Source organism: Bacillus sp. SIMBA_008 (assembly GCF_046535495.1).
Taxonomy (GTDB): Bacteria; Bacillota; Bacilli; order Bacillales; family Bacillaceae; genus Bacillus; species Bacillus subtilis.
Genome location: NZ_JAWRWL010000001.1, coordinates 357995 through 373267 on the forward strand (window position 1 = coordinate 357995; position 15273 = coordinate 373267).

General features: G+C 43.6%; 16 protein-coding genes. 14 read left to right on the forward strand and 2 right to left on the reverse strand.

The annotated features are described in order from the left end of the window. Window positions 1–17 precede the first annotated feature (17 nt). Window positions 18–746 carry an amino acid ABC transporter ATP-binding protein gene (locus SB658_RS01805; RefSeq protein WP_017696070.1) on the reverse strand — a complete coding sequence of 243 codons (729 nt, stop codon included), beginning with the start codon at window positions 744–746 and terminating at the stop codon, window positions 18–20. Window positions 747–900: 154 nt separating this feature from the next. Here SB658_RS01805 and SB658_RS01810 point away from each other — a divergent pair, with 154 nt between their 5' ends. The 13 genes from SB658_RS01810 (at window position 901) to SB658_RS01870 (ending at window position 14182) form a co-directional block, all read left to right on the forward strand. Further along, entirely contained in the window at window positions 901–1962 is a 1062-nt protein-coding gene (locus SB658_RS01810; protein WP_009967889.1) for an AI-2E family transporter, read from the forward strand. 330 nt (window positions 1963–2292) lie between these two features. Beyond that, window positions 2293–4929, forward strand: coding sequence for an alanine--tRNA ligase (gene alaS / locus SB658_RS01815; RefSeq protein WP_015714431.1), 2637 nt, complete (start codon window positions 2293–2295; stop codon window positions 4927–4929). An 84-nt stretch (window positions 4930–5013) separates the two neighbouring features. Further along, entirely contained in the window at window positions 5014–5280 is a 267-nt protein-coding gene (locus SB658_RS01820) for an IreB family regulatory phosphoprotein (RefSeq protein ID WP_003225903.1), read from the forward strand. 7 nt (window positions 5281–5287) lie between these two features. Continuing rightward, a complete protein-coding gene (gene ruvX, locus SB658_RS01825) occupies window positions 5288–5704 on the forward strand; it encodes a Holliday junction resolvase RuvX (RefSeq protein WP_003229795.1) in 417 nt (138 codons plus the stop codon). Window positions 5705–5721: 17 nt separating this feature from the next. Next, window positions 5722–6003, forward strand: a complete 282-nt coding sequence (locus SB658_RS01830) for a DUF1292 domain-containing protein (protein WP_003246199.1) — start codon at window positions 5722–5724, stop codon at window positions 6001–6003. 130 nt (window positions 6004–6133) lie between these two features. After that, on the forward strand, window positions 6134–7216 hold the full coding sequence (gene mltG, locus SB658_RS01835; RefSeq protein WP_015714430.1) for an endolytic transglycosylase MltG: 1083 nt from the start codon (window positions 6134–6136) through the stop codon (window positions 7214–7216). A 151-nt stretch (window positions 7217–7367) separates the two neighbouring features. Beyond that, window positions 7368–8021, forward strand: coding sequence for an O-methyltransferase (locus SB658_RS01840; protein ID WP_015714429.1), 654 nt, complete (start codon window positions 7368–7370; stop codon window positions 8019–8021). 5 nt (window positions 8022–8026) lie between these two features. Then, a complete protein-coding gene (locus SB658_RS01845) occupies window positions 8027–8956 on the forward strand; it encodes a peptidase U32 family protein (RefSeq protein ID WP_015714428.1) in 930 nt (309 codons plus the stop codon). A gap of 18 nt (window positions 8957–8974) precedes the next feature. Then, window positions 8975–10243, forward strand: a complete 1269-nt coding sequence (locus SB658_RS01850) for a peptidase U32 family protein (protein ID WP_003229802.1) — start codon at window positions 8975–8977, stop codon at window positions 10241–10243. 6 nt (window positions 10244–10249) lie between these two features. After that, a complete protein-coding gene (gene udk, locus SB658_RS01855; RefSeq protein WP_003225916.1) occupies window positions 10250–10885 on the forward strand; it encodes a uridine kinase in 636 nt (211 codons plus the stop codon). A gap of 250 nt (window positions 10886–11135) precedes the next feature. Continuing rightward, window positions 11136–11609 (forward strand): transcription elongation factor GreA, encoded by a 474-nt coding sequence (greA, locus tag SB658_RS01860; protein ID WP_004399078.1) that lies wholly within the window; start codon window positions 11136–11138, stop codon window positions 11607–11609. Between the two features lie 52 nt (window positions 11610–11661). Further along, complete coding sequence (locus SB658_RS01865) at window positions 11662–13416, forward strand: peptidoglycan D,D-transpeptidase FtsI family protein (protein WP_144500669.1); 1755 nt, start codon at window positions 11662–11664, stop codon at window positions 13414–13416. A gap of 64 nt (window positions 13417–13480) precedes the next feature. After that, window positions 13481–14182 (forward strand): YrrS family protein, encoded by a 702-nt coding sequence (locus SB658_RS01870; RefSeq protein ID WP_144500670.1) that lies wholly within the window; start codon window positions 13481–13483, stop codon window positions 14180–14182. A 36-nt stretch (window positions 14183–14218) separates the two neighbouring features. Here the strand turns inward: SB658_RS01870 and SB658_RS01875 are convergent, their stop codons facing one another. Next, entirely contained in the window at window positions 14219–14422 is a 204-nt protein-coding gene (locus SB658_RS01875) for a YrzA family protein (protein ID WP_088326636.1), read from the reverse strand. Between the two features lie 192 nt (window positions 14423–14614). Here SB658_RS01875 and SB658_RS01880 point away from each other — a divergent pair, with 192 nt between their 5' ends. Beyond that, on the forward strand, window positions 14615–15256 hold the full coding sequence (locus tag SB658_RS01880) for a class I SAM-dependent DNA methyltransferase (RefSeq protein WP_119899624.1): 642 nt from the start codon (window positions 14615–14617) through the stop codon (window positions 15254–15256). Window positions 15257–15273 lie beyond the last annotated feature (17 nt).

A 15273-nucleotide genomic window follows, 5' to 3' on the forward strand; every position in this document is an offset into this window, starting at 1 on the left:
GCTCCCCCATTTCTGTTTTAATGATTTAAAATACGGCTTAAGAATAAGCGGGCCCGTTCTTCCTTCGGGTTCGCGTAAAATTCAGCCGGCACTGCTTCTTCTAAAATTTTTCCTTCGTCAATGAAGACAATCCGGTCGGCAACTTCTTTGGCAAACCCCATTTCGTGTGTCACGACAACCATTGTCATGCCTTCTTTGGCGAGTGTTTTCATGACATCTAGCACCTCACCGATCATTTCAGGATCAAGTGCTGATGTCGGCTCGTCAAACAGCATGACCTCCGGCTTCATCGCCAGTCCTCTTGCGATGGCAACACGCTGCTGCTGCCCGCCGGAAAGCTGGGAAGGATAGGCGTCAGCCTTGTCTGGGATGCCGACTTTTTCAAGATAGTACCGCGCCGTTTCCTTTGCTTGTTCAGGTGATTGTCTAAGCACTTTTACCGGAGCCAGCATGATGTTCTGCAGCACTGTTTTATGCGGATATAAATGAAAGTGCTGAAACACCATCCCGATATTTTGCCGCACTTGATTGATATCAGTTTTTCTGTCGTTAATGGCGGTGCCGTTTACTGTGAGCACTCCCTCATTGATCGTCTCAAGTCTGTTGATGCATCTGAGCAATGTGCTTTTACCGGAACCGGATGGGCCGATGATAACAACGACTTCGCCTTTTTCGATTTGAAGATTAATTTGTTTTAACACGTGAAAATCTCCGTAATGCTTGTTTACATTTTGAAATGTGATCATCGCAATCCTCCTATCAGAAATTTGACCAAAAAGTAAATGATCAAACTTTTCTGAAAATTAAATGTGAAAAAATGTCCATGACTTCTGACTGACTAAAGAAACATAAAGAATAATTCCGTGTAAACCTCAAAAGATATAGGTGAGGTGAAAGCAGATGCTCCAAAAACCGGTGCAGCTTTTGTTGTGGGTGGCTATTTGTTTGCTGGTTCTGTTAACAGTCTATGTCTTTTTTATGCTTGATATGTTATGGTCACCCTTTTGGCTCGTCATAAAAACGATCTTTATTCCCTTGATCATTTCTATTTTTATATCTTATTTATTGCTTCCGGTCACTGAATGGCTGCATGGCAAAGGATTGCCTAGGACTTTGAGCATCTTGGTCATTTATGTTCTTTTTTTTGGCGGGATTGGCTGGGCGTTGTATAAAGGGGTGCCTGTTTTAATCGTGCAGCTGACGGATTTGTCAGAAAATATACCCATGTTTGCCGAAACGTATAACGGGCTTCTTCTTCATGTTCATAACCATACGGATGACTGGCCTGATGGTATGCATCACCGTATAGATAAAATGATCCGCCAGACGGAGGCGTTTTTTGCGGGAACGATCGAGGGTGCGATCAGCGGGATCCGCAATGTGCTTGATTACTTCTTAATTGCTGCAACAATCCCTTTTCTCGTGTTTTATATGGTGAAGGACATTGAGTTAATGAAAAAGACAGTATGGTACTTGACTCCGAAGTCGTGGAGAAAGCGGGGCAGCGCCTTTTTGCGGGATGTGGATGATTCGCTTGGCGATTATATCCGCGGCCAGCTTTTGGTCTGCTTGATTCTTGGCGTGATTGCAGGCATTTCGTTCTGGGTATTTGGGCTTCCATATCCGCTGATACTTGGCCTTATCTCTGGAGTAACGAATGTCATCCCGTATTTTGGCCCTTTCATCGGAGCTGTTCCTGCGTTGTTAATTGCGATGACGATCTCAGTCAAGGCGGTTCTTGTTGTGGTGATTACGGTGTTTATTCTGCAGTTTATGGAAGGAAATATCCTCAGTCCGTTCATTGTCGGCAGAAGCCTTAAAATGCATCCGGTCGTTATCATGCTTGCACTCCTTGCCGGAGGGGAGCTTGCGGGAATCGTCGGGATGATTCTGGCTGTTCCTGCGACGGCTGTTTTAAAAGTAATGATGATCCATTTTTTGCGGATGAGGACGGAGCATTGACATCGGCGTGCCGCTTGTCTATAATTTCTCGTAGAATACATACGAATCTCGAGTGACGGATCTGAGTACGCCGAAGCCCTGTTAAAGAGAGAAGCTCCATAAGCTGAAAGGAGCTTTATCAGAAGATCGGAGGAAGCTAATCCTGAGTGCAGTTAATCACTGCCGCTTATCCTGCGTTACAGGGTTAAAGGTGACGGGCGCATGAATGCCCGTAATCAGGGTGGTACCGCGAGACAGCTCTCGTCCCTGTGTAAACGTTGGTTTGCATAGGGGGAGGGCTTTTTTGCTGTCACTGAAGAGAATTTCGATTTTTATAGAGGAGGAAATACAATGAAACACTTAACTTCTGCGGAAGTGCGTCAAATGTTTTTGGATTTCTTTAAAGAAAAAGGACATGCGGTAGAGCCAAGCGCGTCATTAGTGCCTCATGAGGATCCTTCACTGCTTTGGATCAACAGCGGTGTTGCGACACTGAAAAAATATTTTGACGGCCGTGTCGTGCCGGAAAATCCAAGAATCGTAAACGCTCAAAAAGCGATCAGAACAAACGATATAGAAAATGTAGGTAAAACTGCGCGCCATCACACTTTCTTTGAAATGCTCGGAAACTTTTCCATCGGCGATTATTTCAAAGAAGAAGCCATTACATGGGCTTGGGAGTTTTTAACGAGCGACAAGTGGATTGGCTTCGACAAAGAGCTTCTCTCTGTTACGGTTCATCCTGAAGATGAAGAGGCATATGAGTTTTGGGCGAAAAAAATCGGTATTCCTGAAGAAAGAATTATCCGTCTGGAAGGGAACTTCTGGGATATCGGTGAAGGGCCGAGCGGACCGAATACGGAAATCTTTTACGACCGCGGTGAAGCATACGGTAATGATCCAGAAGATCCGGAGCTTTACCCAGGCGGGGAAAACGACCGTTACCTGGAAGTATGGAACCTTGTGTTCTCAGAGTTCAACCATAACCCTGACGGAACGTACACACCGCTTCCAAAGAAAAACATTGATACAGGCATGGGTCTTGAAAGAATGGTATCTGTCATCCAGAATGTTCCGACAAACTTTGACACCGATTTGTTTGTTCCGATCATTAAAGCAACAGAATCGATTTCTGGTGAAACATATGGCAAAGACAATGTGAAAGACACTGCGTTTAAAGTGATTGCTGACCATATCAGAACGGTTGCCTTTGCTGTCAGTGACGGTGCGCTGCCGTCAAATGAAGGCCGCGGCTATGTATTAAGACGCTTATTACGCCGTGCCGTGCGTTATGCCAAAACGATCAACATCCATCGTCCGTTCATGTTTGATTTAGTGCCGGTTGTCGCAGAAATCATGGCTGATTTCTATCCTGAAGTGAAAGAGAAAGCGGATTTCATCGCAAAAGTCATTAAAACCGAGGAAGAACGCTTCCATGAGACCCTTAATGAAGGGCTTGCGATCCTGTCAGAAATGATCAAAAAAGAAAAAGACAAGGGCAGCAGCGTTATCTCAGGTGCTGATGTGTTTAAACTGTATGATACGTATGGATTCCCGGTTGAATTGACTGAAGAATACGCAGAAGACGAGAACATGACGGTTGACCATGAGGGCTTTGAGGAGGAAATGAACCAGCAGCGTGAACGGGCAAGAAACGCCCGCCAGGATGTCGGCAGCATGCAGGTGCAGGGCGGCGCACTGCGCGACGTGACAGATGAAAGCACATTTGTCGGCTACTCTCAAACCCAAGCTGATGCCAATATCATTGTGCTTCTTCAGGACGGCCAATTAATCGAAGAGGCTCATGAAGGAGAAAGCGTTCAAATCATTCTTGATGAAACACCGTTCTATGCAGAAAGCGGCGGCCAAATTGGCGATAAAGGCTATCTCCGAAGCGAGCAGGCAGTTGTAAGAATTAAAGATGTTCAAAAAGCGCCGAACGGCCAGCATGTGCATGAAGGTGTTGTAGAGAGCGGTACTGTTCAAAAAGGCCTGCATGTTACGGCTGAAGTTGAAGACCATATGAGAAGCGGCGTCATTAAAAACCACACGGCAACGCATTTATTGCATCAGGCTCTAAAAGATGTTCTTGGAACTCATGTCAATCAGGCGGGCTCTCTTGTAACGGAAAACCGTCTTCGTTTTGACTTCTCGCACTTTGGCCAAGTGACAAAAGAAGAGCTCGAACAAATTGAAAGAATCGTAAACGAAAAGATCTGGGCGAGCATCCCGGTCAGCATTGATTTGAAACCGATCGCTGAAGCAAAAGAAATGGGTGCGATGGCACTGTTCGGCGAGAAATATGGCGATATTGTCCGTGTCGTTCAAGTTGGAGATTACAGCTTAGAGCTGTGCGGCGGTTGCCATGTCAGAAATACAGCAGAAATCGGCTTGTTTAAAATCGTTTCTGAATCCGGAATCGGAGCAGGCACAAGACGGATTGAAGCTGTAACGGGACAAGGCGCTTACGTCGAAATGAACAGCCAGATTTCTGTATTGAAGCAGACCGCTGACGAGCTGAAAACAAATATCAAAGAAGTGCCGAAACGGGTCGCGGCTCTGCAGGCTGAACTGAAGGATGCACAAAGAGAAAATGAATCTCTTCTTGCAAAACTAGGCAACGTGGAAGCAGGAGCAATCCTGTCGAAAGTAAAAGAAGTTGACGGTGTAAACGTGCTTGCGGCAAAAGTAAATGCAAAAGACATGAATCATCTCCGCACTATGGTCGATGAACTCAAAGCAAAGCTTGGCTCTGCGGTGATCGTGCTTGGTGCGGTACAAAACGATAAAGTTAATATCTCTGCCGGAGTCACAAAGGACCTCATTGAGAAAGGCCTTCACGCCGGCAAGCTGGTTAAACAAGCTGCGGAAGTTTGCGGCGGAGGCGGCGGAGGCCGTCCGGACATGGCGCAGGCAGGCGGTAAACAGCCGGAAAAATTAGAAGAAGCTTTGGCTTCTGTAGAAGATTGGGTGAAATCCGTTTTATAATTCGCCCATGTAGTGTAGAATGATGGTAAGATTAGGACCCCAGGCTGAACTTTGCCTGCGAATTTGGGAAAGAGGTGCAAAACGGTGAGCTCGTTTGATAAAACGATGAAATTTAATTTCTCCGATGATTCTGCTGAGACTAACGTAAATGAGGTGCTGATTACAGTGTATGACGCGCTTCAGGAAAAGGGCTACAATCCAATCAACCAGATTGTCGGATACTTGCTGTCAGGTGATCCCGCTTATATTCCTAGGCATCGTGACGCTCGCAATTTAATTCGCAAACTTGAAAGAGACGAATTAATCGAGGAATTGGTAAAGTCTTATTTAGAACAGCATAAAGAGGCGTAAATAAAGAATGAGAATATTAGGACTCGATTTAGGAACCAAAACACTCGGTGTAGCTCTGAGCGATGAAATGGGCTGGACTGCTCAAGGCATTGAGACCATAAAGATAAATGAAGCAGAAGGCGATTATGGTTTATCCCGTTTATCTGAACTGATAAAGGACTATACTATAGATAAAATCGTGCTCGGCTTTCCTAAGAACATGAACGGAACAGTCGGCCCGAGAGGCGAAGCCAGCCAAACATTTGCGAAAGTGCTTGAAACAACGTACAATGTTCCTGTTGTGCTGTGGGACGAGCGTCTTACCACAATGGCGGCTGAAAAAATGCTGATTGCAGCTGACGTCAGCAGGCAAAAACGAAAAAAAGTCATTGATAAAATGGCGGCTGTTATGATTTTACAAGGATATCTTGACAGCTTAAATTAAAGCCAGAGGTGAAGAAAATGGAACACGGCGAAAAAAATATTACAATTGTTGACGATCAAGGAAATGAACAGCTTTGTGAAGTGCTGTTTACATTTGAAAACGAAGAGTTTGGCAAGTCTTATGTCTTGTACTATCCAATCGAATCAAAAGATGACGAAGAAGTAGAAATTCTTGCTTCCAGCTTCACGCCAAACGAAGACGGTGAAAACGGTGAGCTATTCCCGATTGAAACTGACGAAGAATGGGATATGATCGAAGAAACATTAAACACATTCTTAGCGGACGAAGACGAAGAGTAAAACATCGCGCCAAACCAAAGCCGGAGCTATACTGCTCCGGCTTTTTTCTGCTTTATGCAGGCCTCTTTTTGTAATAAATTGCCGAAATACAATGAATCATGTAGTATAAGAGCTGATGGGAGGAGACCTAATGTATATCAATCAGCAAAAAAAATCGTTTTTTAATAAAAAAAGAATCATACTGTCTTCCATTGTTGTGCTGTTTCTCATCATTGGCGGGGCATTTTTATATGGGAAATCATTGCTTGAACCTGTTGAAAAAGACAGTAAAACGACAGTTAATATTAACATTCCGAGCGGTTCGTCTGTTTCAGCCATCGCATCGATATTAAAGAAAAATGATGTCATAAAAAGCGAGAAGGCGTTTCAGTACTATGTGAAATATAAAGGTGCTTCCGGGTTTCAGGCCGGATTCTACCATCTGAATAAAGGTATGGATTTAGATGCCATTATTCAGAAGCTGACAAGCGGGGCTACAGGTTACGCTTTTCAAATCACAGTGACTGAGGGAGCACAGCTGACCCAAATCGCGGCTGCTATTGCGGATGAAACAAAATACTCTAAAAAACAAGTCATAGCGAAGCTGGACGATGAAACATTTATCAATCAGCTGAAGAAAGAATTCCCGGACACTGTGACAAATGATGTTTTCAATAAAAACATTAAGCACCCGCTTGAAGGGTACCTATTCCCGGCTACATACCCTTTTAACGATCCGGACACATCACTTGAAGACATTATCAAGGCAATGATTAAGCAGACAAATTCTTATGTGGAAACATATAAATCAGAAATGAAGAAAAACAAAGTTTCTGTGCATAAGCTGCTGACAATGGCTTCTTTGATAGAAGAAGAAGCGACTGAAAAAGCCGACCGCCATAAAATTGCGAGCGTCTTTTATAACCGCCTGAAAAAGAAAATGCCGCTCCAAACAGATCCGACCGTCCTGTACGCGGCAGGCAAGCATAAAGATCGGGTTCTTTATAAGGATCTGGAAATCGATTCACCATACAATACGTATAAAAAAACAGGGCTGACGCCAGGGCCGATTGCCAATGCCGGCATGTCGTCATGGGAAGCGGCGCTGCATCCGGATAAAACGGACTATCTGTATTTCTTGGCCAAATCAAATGGTGAGGTCGTATTTACAAAAACGCTAAAAGAGCATAATAAAGCAAAAGAAAAATACATTTCCTCAAAAAATGAGAAATAAAAGGAGAGCAAAAAGCTCTCCTTTTGTTCGCTTTCCGCAAGGTTTTATGATAAAATATATCGGGTTGTTTACCGATGTATCATGATGTATTCAGAGAGTGTCCTGCGCATAAGACTGGGGCACTCCTTTTTAGAACGGGAGGCTGTTTGTAGTGACTGACCGGTATGAACAAATAAATGACTATATAGAAGCATTATTAAAGCCTCGGCCGGATAACGTGAAGAAGCTTGAAGCATATGCAGAAGAACATCATGTCCCGATCATGGAAAAAGCGGGCATGGAGGTGCTGCTTCAAATTTTGTCTGTGAAACAGCCGAAAAAAATACTAGAAATCGGAACGGCCATTGGTTATTCAGCTATTCGAATGGCGCTGGAGCTGCCGTCTGCTGAAATATATACAATTGAACGCAATGAGAAACGGCATGAAGAAGCGGTAAACAATATCAAGGAATTTCAGCTTGATGACCGGATTCATGTTTTTTACGGAGATGCGCTTGAATTAGCCGACGCCGTTCATGTAACTGCGCCTTACGATGTCATTTTTATTGACGCTGCAAAAGGTCAGTATCAAAACTTTTTTCATTTATATGAACCGATGCTTTCACCGGACGGGGTGATTTTAACGGACAACGTGCTGTTTAAGGGTCTGGTGGCAGAGGATTACAGCAAAATAGAACCGAAGAGAAGGCGCAGGCTTGTAGCAAAAATTGATGAATATAATCATTGGCTGATGAATCATCCGGATTATCAAACTGCGATTATTCCTGTCGGGGACGGACTTGCGATTAGTAAAAAGAAGAGGTGAACGTCATGAAAAAACCAGAGCTCTTAGTGACGCCGACGAGTACAGCGGACATTTTGCCGCTCATACAGGCTGGGGCAACTGCGTTTTTAGTTGGGGAACAGAGATACGGCTTGAGATTAGCCGGAGAATTTTCTCGTGAAGATGTAACAAAAGCCGTAGAGATTGCTCACAAAGAAGGGGCAAAAGTATACGTTGCTGTAAATGCAATTTTCCATAATGATAAAGTGGGTGAGCTTGGCGAATATCTGGCTTTCTTAGCAGAAGCCGGTGTCGATGCAGCGGTATTCGGCGATCCTGCCGTGCTGATGGCTGCCCGTGAATCTGCGCCTGATCTGAAGCTTCATTGGAGCACAGAAACGACAGGTACCAACTATTATACATGCAACTACTGGGGACGCAAGGGTGCGGCGCGCTCTGTGCTTGCCAGAGAATTAAACATGGACAGCATTGTTGAGATTAAAGAAAATGCTGAAGTCGAAATTGAAATCCAGGTGCATGGAATGACGTGCATGTTCCAATCGAAGCGTTCTTTGATTGGAAACTATTTTGAATATCAGGGCAAAGTCATGGACATTGAAAGAAAGAAAAAAGAATCAGGCATGTTTTTACACGATAAAGAACGCGATAATAAATATCCGATTTTCGAAGATGAAAACGGCACTCACATCATGAGCCCGAACGATGTGTGCATCATTGATGAGCTCGAGGAATTGATAGATGCCGGAATTGATTCTTTTAAAATCGATGGTGTTTTGAAAACGCCTGAATACCTAATAGAAGTCACCAAAATGTACAGAGAAGCAATTGATTTGTGCGTGGAAAACCGTGACGAATACGAAGCGAAAAAAGAAGACTGGATCGAACGCATTGAAAGCATCCAGCCAGTAAACAGAAAAATTGATACCGGATTCTTCTTCAAGGAAACGGTTTATTAATCAAAAGGAGGTTAAGCTATGACTGCCGTAAATGATAAAATATCCACAATCGTTAATGGAAAGCGTGTGATTACGAAAAAGCCGGAGCTTCTCGCACCTGCGGGTAATCTTGAAAAGCTGAAAATCGCTGTTCATTACGGAGCGGACGCGGTCTTTATCGGGGGACAGGAATACGGGCTGCGCTCGAATGCCGATAACTTTACGATCGAAGAAATTGCAGAAGGCGTTGAATTCGCAAAGAAATATGGCGCGAAGATCTACGTAACAACGAATATTTTCGCCCATAATGAAAATATGGACGGGCTTGAAGACTATTTAAAAGCACTTGGAGACGCCAACGTTGCCGGTATCATTGTGGCAGATCCGCTTATTATCGAAACATGCCGCAGAGTGGCGCCGAATGTTGAGGTTCACTTGAGCACACAGCAGTCTCTTTCGAACTGGAAGGCTGTCCAATTCTGGAAGGAAGAAGGTCTCGACCGCGTCGTGCTGGCACGTGAAACTAGCGCTCTTGAAATCAGAGAAATGAAAGAAAAGGTAGATATCGAAATCGAATCCTTCATTCATGGCGCAATGTGTATTGCATATTCCGGCCGCTGTGTGCTGAGCAATCACATGACAGCGCGGGATTCCAATCGCGGAGGCTGCTGCCAGTCATGCCGCTGGGATTATGATCTCTATCAAACAGACGGTGCCAACGCCGTTGCTTTGTATGGTGAAGAAGATGCACCATTTGCGATGAGCCCGAAAGATTTGAAGCTGATTGAATCCATTCCAAAAATGATTGAAATGGGGATCGACAGCTTAAAGATTGAAGGCCGCATGAAATCCATTCACTATGTAGCAACTGTTGTCAGCGTATACCGCAAAGTAATCGATGCTTATTGCGCTGATCCAGAAAACTTTGTGATTCAAAAAGAATGGCTTGAAGAGCTTGATAAGTGCGCCAACAGGGACACTGCGACAGCTTTCTTTGAAGGAACGCCAGGCTATGAAGAGCAAATGTTCGGCGAACACGCCAAGAAAACGACATATGATTTTGTCGGCTTAGTGCTGAATTATGATGAAGATACACAAATGGTCACGCTTCAGCAGCGCAATTTCTTCAAAAAAGGCGACGAAGTGGAATTTTTCGGTCCAGAAATCGAAAACTTTACACATACGATTGAAACCATTTGGGACGAAGACGGAAATGAGCTAGATGCTGCCCGCCATCCCCTGCAAATTGTCAAATTCAAACTAGACAAAAAGATTTATCCGAGCAACATGATGAGAAAGGGGAAGTAACAGCCCATGGGTAAGAATCCAGTAGTCATTGGAATCGCAGGAGGTTCCGGTTCAGGAAAAACGAGTGTCACACGGTCCATTTATGAACAGTTTAAAGGACACTCAATTTTAATGATCCAGCAGGACCTTTATTATAAAGACCAAAGCCATCTTCCGTTTGAAGAAAGGCTGAACACAAACTATGATCATCCGCTTGCGTTTGATAATGACTATTTAATCGAGCATATTCAAGATCTATTGAATTACCGCCCGATTGAAAAGCCGATTTATGACTATAAGCTTCACACACGTTCAGAAGAAACGGTTCACGTAGAGCCAAAGGATGTTATTATCCTTGAAGGCATTCTTGTTCTTGAAGACAAAAGGCTTCGTGATCTGATGGATATCAAGCTTTATGTTGATACGGACGCTGACTTGCGTATCATCAGACGGATTATGAGAGATATTAATGAGCGCGGACGCTCTATTGATTCTGTCATTGAACAATATGTGTCAGTGGTCCGTCCGATGCATAACCAATTCGTCGAGCCGACGAAACGATACGCTGATATTATTATCCCGGAAGGCGGTCAGAATCACGTCGCAATTGATCTGATGGTCACAAAAATTCAAACCATTCTTGAACAAAACGCGATTTTGTAATACCATAGCATAGACATAAATAACTCTGACCATATTATGTATAGGCAGGAAGGGAATGTGCGAATTCCCTTCTTTCCCTGTTTATAAACGCGAAATATTTGCAGAACGACACGATTCAGTTTAAGATAAACAGTACCTATATGGGAGAGAAGAACGAGGACTGCCCTGTGTTCTCATTCTTGTATTTTTTAGTTTATGCTCTCATACATAATCGAAGATGTTGAGGGACAACCAGAAGGAGTGAAGGGACATGGCACAAGAGAAAGTTTTTCCTATGACTGCAGAAGGAAAACAAAAACTTGAACAAGAATTAGAATATTTGAAAACGGTTAAACGAAAAGAAGTAGTAGAGCGAATCAAAATTGCGAGAAGCTTCGGAGACCTTTCCGAGAACTCTGAATACGATTCAGCGAAAGAAGAGCAGGCATTTGTAGAGGGCCGCGTGACGACTCTTGAAAATATGATTCGCAATGCGAAAATCATTGAAGATGACGGCGGCTCTAACGTTGTCGGTTTGGGTAAAACCGTCACTTTCGTCGAACTGCCTGACGGTGATGAAGAATCATATACGATCGTCGGAAGCGCGGAAGCTGACCCGTTTGAAGGGAAAATCTCAAACGATTCACCGATCGCAAAAAGCCTCTTGGGCAAAAAAGTAGATGAAGAAGTCACAGTACAAACACCGGGCGGAGAAATGCTCGTGAAAATTGTGAAAATTTCATAATATCTGTTTAGCAGCGAAACACCTCGTCCACAATGTGGGTGAGGTGTTTTTTATGAAGATATCGAAACGAATGAAGCTGGCAGTCATCGCTTTTTTGATTGTATTTTTTCTGCTTCTGCTGAGGCTTGCAGAAATCCAGCTGTTTTTCACAGAATCATTTTCTAAAAAGAAAATTAATTTGATTCAAGAAAGTGTGAAACAGCGGACGGAGGAAGTGCTCATTTCAGATGGAAGAGGCTCTTTTTTAGATCGAAACGGGCGGGCGCTGACAGGACAAAGCGAGCCTGCGGTTGTTTTGTTCCCTTTTCTGTTGACGCAGGATTGGCCGATTAAAAAAGTTGCGGATATCCTCGGCATGTCTGAAGATGATTTGCGCCAGACACTAGGTAAGGCAAAAAAACCGGTCATTTTGCAGCAAAAGAAAATCAAAACACTTTCAAAACAATCTATCACAAAAATCAATTCTTTGAAATATCCCGGCATTTACGGCGTATATATGGAGAATGAAGACAAGCCCAGCCTTGCTTCACATACGATAGGGAGCACGAACCAAGATCCGGCGCTGCTTCGCAAGAAATATCCTGACAAGGAGAGCCTTCCGATTACAACAGAAATCGGAACAACCGGTTTAGAACGGACATTTGACGAGTTTTTGCTTCCGGAACAAGACACAAAGCTTTTATATCATGTGGACGGAAAAGGAAACCCTTTGTTTGGCATGGACGTCAAATATACAGCTGAAGCCAATACATTTTATCCGCTCCAGGTCAAAACAACGATCGATCAAAGCATTCAAAAAGCGATGGAGGAGGTATTGGATGAACAGGGGCTGAAAAAGGGAGGAGCTGTGCTGCTGGACATCGAAAATAGCAGTGTTCTGGGAATTGTAAGCAAACCAGATGCGGATGTGTCCCGGCAAAACACACTTCAAAATTATATGCTGACGCCAATCTATCCCGGATCAGTTTTTAAAACAGTCATTGCCGCAGCTGCAATCGAAAATAATATGGTGAAGCCTAGTCAAACCTTTAATTGCAATTTAAACCTGTACGGGGAACCGGGGGACGACAAAGGAACCTTGTCTTTTGATGAAAGTTTTGCCCAAAGCTGTAATTACACATTTACGAGTCTTGCAGAACAATTAATGAAAAAAGACAGCTCGGTTATTGAAGATATGTCCGAGAAGCTGGCTCTCACTGATCGGGCAGGCTGGGAGGGAAAACTGTACCACGAAACCGATTTCCGCCAGCTGTATAACGAAAAAAGCGGCGTGATTTGGGGGGATGAAAAAGACAAAGCAGTCAAAAAAGCCATTGCGCAAACAGCAATCGGGCAGAAAAATGTAAAGGTAACGCCGCTGGAGATAGCCAATATGATGGCGACAATCGCCCGCGGCGGAGAAAAACGGCAGGTGAAAATTGCCGAACAAATTGAGTATAAGAACGGCACAACGCTCGTTATGTTTAAAGATCAGAAGCTCAAAGGGGAAACGATAGACAAATATACGTCACAGCAGCTTCAAAAAATACTGCGGCGGGTAGTAGAATCTCCTTCCGGAACGGGCAGAAGGTTTCAAGATCTTCCGTATACTGTAGCAGGGAAGTCGGGCACAGCCCAGACAGGCAAGCTTTCAAAAGAGAAGGAAACGCTCTACGAAAAATGGTTTGCCGGATATTTTCCCGCGGATAAGCCGAAATACGCTCTGGTTGTTTTACACATGGATACACCGGGAGATAAGGCTCTGACAAATTCGGTGTTTTATGATATTGTTAAAAAAGTACACGAAATTGAAATCAATCAGAAATAGAACAACTTCTCAGCACATGTTAAAATATATGCTGAGCCAAGAGGGATAAAGGAGTGCAGAATTATTGAGCAATAATCAATCTCGTTATGAAAATCGTGATAAACGCAGAAAAGCCAATTTAGTGCTTAACATTTTAATCGCAATCGTATCCATACTAATTGTCGTAGTAGCAGCGAATCTCTTCATTAACAGTCCTTCTAGCAAAGATGTCAGCAAGGATTCTGAAACGGCGCAAAAACAGGAATCTCCGGCTTCAGGAAAGACGGAAAAGAAATCGGATGAGGATATAAAAGACAGCAAGAAAGATACATCTGACAGCGGAAAGGATTCTGAGAAGTCTTCTGACTCTGATTCCAAAAAAGATGATTCTTCTTCTAAAAAAGATGACTCTGATTCAGATTCAAGCTCAGATTCAGCCGGTGACGGGCTTAAAGATGCAAAAGTAACAGAAGGCGGCTCATCGAGCGATGTGGAAAAAACGTATGAAAATCCTGACTGGAAAGCAGTCGGAACTGAGCAGACTGGCGAGCATGCCGCTACTTATGATTCAAGCTCACAAGACTGGGCTGAGATGCTGAAAGCCATTTCGTACGCAACTGGTGTCTCAACAGATAACATGACGGTGCTCTGGCTCGGAAATAACGGCAGCCCTCAGGATGCCAAAGGCAAAATTTTGGACAAGGCGACTGGGAATAAATATCAAGTCACGATTACATGGGTCGATGAAAAAGGCTGGAAGCCGACAAAAGTAGAAAAGCTAAAATAAACAAAAGCAGCCGGGTTACAACCGGCTGCTTTTGTTTTAGGCTTCAGCTGCGAAATGAACCACCGCGCTGTACAATATTCTTCCTTCTGCCACAGCAATTTGGTGTGAAACAGATTTCACCCGGAGCATGATGGCTTTATTGTTTTCAATTTGTGTATTGATTTTCTTTTCAAGCTCCTGCAATGAAGCCGCTTCAAAAAATTCCACTTTGTCTTTAATCAGATCTAATTGAAAATTCATGTCTTGACCCTCCAGCTTTCACAAGTCATATGAAGTATAAGCTTTTTTGCGGTCAATGCGCAATATGAGATGGCATAAAATACACAAAGTGTTTTAGTACCTGCTTTTCAGAAGATGTGGTATTATAGGAACTGTTCCATCATTAATTCATAGTATGCTTATAGGAATTATTAAATATGGAGTGTGACAAATATGGGACGTGAATTTATCCCTCTCTTTGAAGATTGGGCAGCAACTTATGATCAAACAGTAAAAGGTTTAGATATTCAGTATAAAGAAGCGTTCAGAGGCTATGATCATATCCTTGATGCCATCGTCAGAAAATCTGGAACGCATGTGTTAGAATTTGGCCCTGGGACAGGGAATTTGACGGCTAAGCTGCTCGATGCAGGCAAAACTGTATTTGGAATCGAACCTTCTCCAGCAATGCGTAAACTGGCTTCTGACAAGCTTTCAGGCAGGTCGGAAATCGTTGATGGAGACTTCCTGACATTCCCTGAGCCGCCATTTCAGGCTGATACGATTGTCAGTTCATATGCTTTTCATCATTTGACTGACGAAGAAAAGCGGGCTGCCATAAAGCAATATGGCAAATACCTTCACTTGCATGATAAAATAGTGTTTGCCGATACCGTCTTTGAAGATGCGCAAGCGTATCAACAGGCTATCGATAAAGCCCGTTCTCAAGGCTTTTATCAGCTTGCAAATGATTTAGAGACAGAGCATTATCCTACATTGGATACGTTGAAAGAAATGTTTACAGCTGAAGGTTTTGCAGTCCGATTCACTCAGCAAAACGACTTCGTGTGGATAATGGAGGCGATCAAACGGTAAAGTGAAGGGAATGTGAA